The sequence below is a fragment of the Nitratidesulfovibrio oxamicus genome (assembly GCF_015731765.1).
Classification (GTDB): Bacteria; Desulfobacterota; Desulfovibrionia; order Desulfovibrionales; family Desulfovibrionaceae; genus Cupidesulfovibrio; species Cupidesulfovibrio oxamicus.
In genome coordinates this window covers 1-3,375 of the sequence record NZ_VRYY01000284.1, presented here as the reverse complement: position 1 = coordinate 3,375, position 3,375 = coordinate 1, and the positions used below count along the sequence as shown (strand labels likewise).

Annotated in this window: 2 protein-coding genes; both read left to right on the top strand. The window is 65.7% G+C overall.

All coding sequences use genetic code 11. From position 1 onward, the window contains the following. Positions 1-88: 88 nt before the first annotated feature. On the top strand, positions 89-2,740 hold the full coding sequence (locus FVW20_RS10335) for a valine--tRNA ligase (protein WP_196609413.1): 2,652 nt from the start codon (positions 89-91) through the stop codon (positions 2,738-2,740). Between the two features lie 339 nt (positions 2,741-3,079). Continuing rightward, a partial coding sequence (locus FVW20_RS10330; protein ID WP_196609407.1) for a DUF3795 domain-containing protein occupies positions 3,080-3,375 on the top strand: 296 nt, incomplete at its 3' end.

Here is a 3,375-nt window from a genome sequence, read left to right as displayed (position 1 = left end):
GGCCGTCGCAGGCCGCCGCCGCGCGCCGTTGCCGCGCGCATCGCCCGCCGGTGCGGCACCCTACATCATCTTTTCCGGAGATTACAACATGTCGGACAACGCGCTGCCCAAGGGCTACGAGCCTCGGGACGTAGAATCCCGCTGGCGTGCCCACTGGGAGGGGAACAAGACCTTCACCCCCGACCTGGACGCCCCCGGCGAACCCTTCTCCATCGTCATACCGCCGCCCAACGTCACCGGGGCCCTGCACATGGGCCACGCCCTCAACCTGACCATTCAGGACATCCTGTGCCGCCATGCCCGCCAGAAGGGCAGGAAGGTGCTGTGGGTGCCGGGCACTGACCACGCGGGCATAGCCACCCAGAACGTGGTGGAACGCGGGCTGGCCAAGGAAGGCAAGGGCCGCCACGACCTGGGCCGCGAGAAGTTCATCGAGCGGGTATGGGAATGGCGTGAGGAATACGGTACCCGCATCCTGAACCAGATCCGCGCCATGGGCGCCTCGGTGGACTGGACGCGCGAACGCTTCACCATGGACGAGGGCCTGTCGCGCGCCGTGCGCCAGGTGTTCGTGAAGCTGTACGACGACGGCCTGATCTACAAGGGCGACTACATCATCAACTGGTGCAACCGCTGCCATACCGCCCTTGCCGACGACGAGGTGGATCACCTGCCGCGCAAGGACCACCTGTGGCAACTGCGCTACCCGCTGGCCGACGGCAGCGGTGAGTTGGTCATCGCCACCACCCGTCCGGAAACCATGTTCGGCGACACCGCCGTGTGCGTGCACCCCGAAGACGAGCGGTACACCGCCTTCATCGGCAAGATGGTGAAGCTGCCCCTGACGGACCGCGAGATTCCGGTCATCGCCGACAACTACGTGGACCGCGAATTCGGCACCGGCGCGCTGAAGGTCACCCCCTCGCACGACCACAACGACTGGGAACTGGGGCACCGCCACAAGCTGGAATTTCTTCAGGTCATCGACGAGAACGGCGTGATGAACGAACACGCCGGGATCTACGCGGGCCTGACCAAGGAAGAATGCCGCAAGCGCGTGGTGGCCGACCTTGCCGCCCAGGGCGTGCTGGTCAAGGAAGAGGAACTGGACCACAGCGTGGGCCATTGCTACCGCTGCAAGTCGGTCATCGAGCCGCACGTGTCCACCCAGTGGTTCGTGGCGGCCAGCAAGATGGCCCCGCGCGCCCGCGCTGCCGTGCCCGCCGCCACGCAGATATTTCCCGACAACTGGGAAAAGACCTACTACAACTGGCTGGACAACATCCGCGACTGGTGCATCAGCCGCCAGATATGGTGGGGCCACCGCATTCCCGCGTGGACCTGCGGCGACTGCGGCAAGCTCATCGTGGCCGTGGACGCGCCGGAACGCTGCGCCTGCGGTTCCGCCAATCTGACGCAGGACGAGGACGTGCTGGACACGTGGTTCTCGTCCGCGCTGTGGCCGTTCTCGACCATGGGCTGGCCGGATGACACCCGCGAACTGAAGACCTTCTACCCCACCTCGGTGCTGGTCACCGGCTTCGACATCCTGTTCTTCTGGGTGGCCCGCATGATGATGATGGGGCTGCACTTCATGGACGAGGTGCCGTTCCGCCACGTGTACATCCACGCCCTTGTGCGCGATGCCGAAGGGCGCAAGATGTCCAAGTCCACGGGCAACGTCATCGACCCGCTGGAAATGATCGACAAGTACGGCACCGACTCGCTGCGCTTCACCCTGGCGGCCTTCGCGGCCATGGGGCGCGACATCAAGCTGAGCGAAGAGCGCATCGAGGGCTATCGCCACTTCGTCAACAAGCTGTGGAACGCCGCGCGCTTCGCGCTGATGAACCTGCCCGACGACGAAGTGCCCGCCCCGGTGGACCTGGACACCGTGCAGGGGCTGCACCATCGCTGGATCCTGCATCGGCTGGAAGAGATGAAGGAATCCACCGACGCCGCCATCGTGGGCTACCGCTTCAACGATGCGGCGCAGGGGATGTACCGGTTCATCTGGAACGAGTTCTGCGACTGGTATCTGGAACTCATCAAGCCCGACATGCAGGCGGGCGGCGAACGCAAGGCCGCGGCGCAGCACGTGCTGCTTACCGTGCTGCGCGAAACGCTGACCCTGCTGCACCCCATCATGCCGTTCATCACGTCCGAAATCTGGGCGGCCCTGCCCGGCAACGCGGGCACCGACCTTGCCGTGCAACCCTTCCCCGCCGCGCGTCCCGGCTGCGTCCGGGCAGAGGACGCAGCGCGCATGGAACTGGTGCAGGGCGTCATCGGCGCGGTGCGCACCATCCGGGCGGAACTGAACATCGCCCCCTCGTTGCGCCTGACCGCGCTGGTGCGCACGGCCAATGAACACGACCGGCAGGTGCTGGAAGAAAACCGCCAGATGCTGCTGGTGCTGGCCCGGCTGGAAAACGCCGAGTTCGGCCCGGCCATCGAGGCGCCCAAGGCATCGGCCAGCAACGTGGTGTCCGGCAACGAGGTCATCGTGCCGCTGACCGGCGCCGTGGACTTCGAGGCGGAACTTGCCCGCCTGGACAAGGAACTGGGCAAGATCGAAAAGGATCTGGTGCAGGTCAACAAGAAGCTGGCCAACGAGAGCTTCGTGGACAAGGCCCCCGCCGAGGTGGTGGCCAAGGAGCGCGCCCGCGCCGGTGAACTGGCCGATGCCAAGGCCAAGCTGGAAGCGTTGCAGCAGCGGTTCCGCGAGGCCATCAGCTAGGGTCGTTTCTAAAAGGTCTTTCATCCGTTGGCGTCGTCAAACTTCGCCTGCCATGTCGGTCGAATACGATAAGAGTATACTCCCTCATGGCAGGCTTGTTTTCCTTGCCAACGAACGAAATCCCAATTTAGAAACGCCCCTAGCAAGAGTGATGTGCCAGTGGCACTCGAAAGAATGACAACGCCGCGCCGGGCAACCGGCGCGGCGTTTTGCATGTCCCGCGCGGGCGGTGGTGCGCCTTGCCACCCCGGCATGAATCCGCCATACCGGGCATGCGCGTTTCGCGCATTTCCCGCGCACATCTCCTGCTCCTTTGCGAGGAACACCCCGAGGCTCCCCATGACCGACACCGCCCCCCTGCATCTGGTGGCCCCCTGCGGGCTGGACTGTTCGCGCTGCGTGAACTGTAGCGAAGGGCAGGTGGCCGCCCATGCCAAGGCCATCCGCGACATTCTCGGCCCCGGCTTCGGTCCGTTCGCCGAGCGGCTTGCGGCCATGAACCCGGCCCTGGCCGAATACCCGGCCTTTGCCCGCGTGCTGGACGCGCTGGCGGAGGGGACGTGCCCCGGCTGCAAGACGGAACGCCGCACCTGCCTGCCCACCTGCAAGGTGGCCGGGTGCGCCGCCGCGCGCGG

What these genes read in the sequence shown, in the direction of transcription:
- FVW20_RS10335 (WP_196609413.1), top strand. Translation starts at nt 89, where the DNA reads ATGTCGGACAACGCGCTGCCCAAGGGCTACGAGCCTCGGGACGTAGAA.